The organism is Rhodococcus sp. A14 (assembly GCF_011603105.1).
In the GTDB taxonomy this organism is placed as follows: Bacteria; Actinomycetota; Actinomycetes; order Mycobacteriales; family Mycobacteriaceae; genus Rhodococcus_F; species Rhodococcus_F opacus.
In genome coordinates this window covers 1-403 of the sequence record NZ_JAAOQS010000338.1, presented here as the reverse complement: position 1 = coordinate 403, position 403 = coordinate 1, and the positions used below count along the sequence as shown (strand labels likewise).

The 403-nt window shown below is 57.1% G+C and carries 1 pseudogene; it reads right to left on the bottom strand.

Annotation, left to right across the window (positions count from 1 at the left end):
• Positions 1–403: pseudogene (gene fecB / locus G9373_RS45750) on the bottom strand (Fe(3+) dicitrate ABC transporter substrate-binding protein FecB); the annotation flags it as partial.

The following is a 403-nucleotide window of genomic DNA, read 5'->3' as shown; positions in this document are numbered from 1 at the left end:
CTCTTTATGTTGTTCCAGACGTGCCTGCATCTCTCGCTTTTTACCCACCATTTCGCCGATGATAGCCGCAGATTGCAAATTTTCAGCGTAGGTTTCGTTGCGGGACTTAAGCAGCAGTACCGGCGCGATTTGCTGCAAGGCGATGTAAACCCCCGCATGGCGACTGCTGTCGGCAATGATCAGGTCTGGTTTCAGAGCGGCAATGGCTTCCAGGCTCGGCTGCGCGCGCGTTCCGACGGACTGCCACGGTTTCAGGTGCGCACGCACTTCGGGCAGGATGCGTTTTGCATCGTTATCGTCGGCAATACCGATCGGGATGACGTCCACGGCGGCCAGCGCATCGGCGAACGAGAGTTCCAGCACCACAATCCGTTGTGGCGTTTTTTCGAGTGTAAACGTGCCG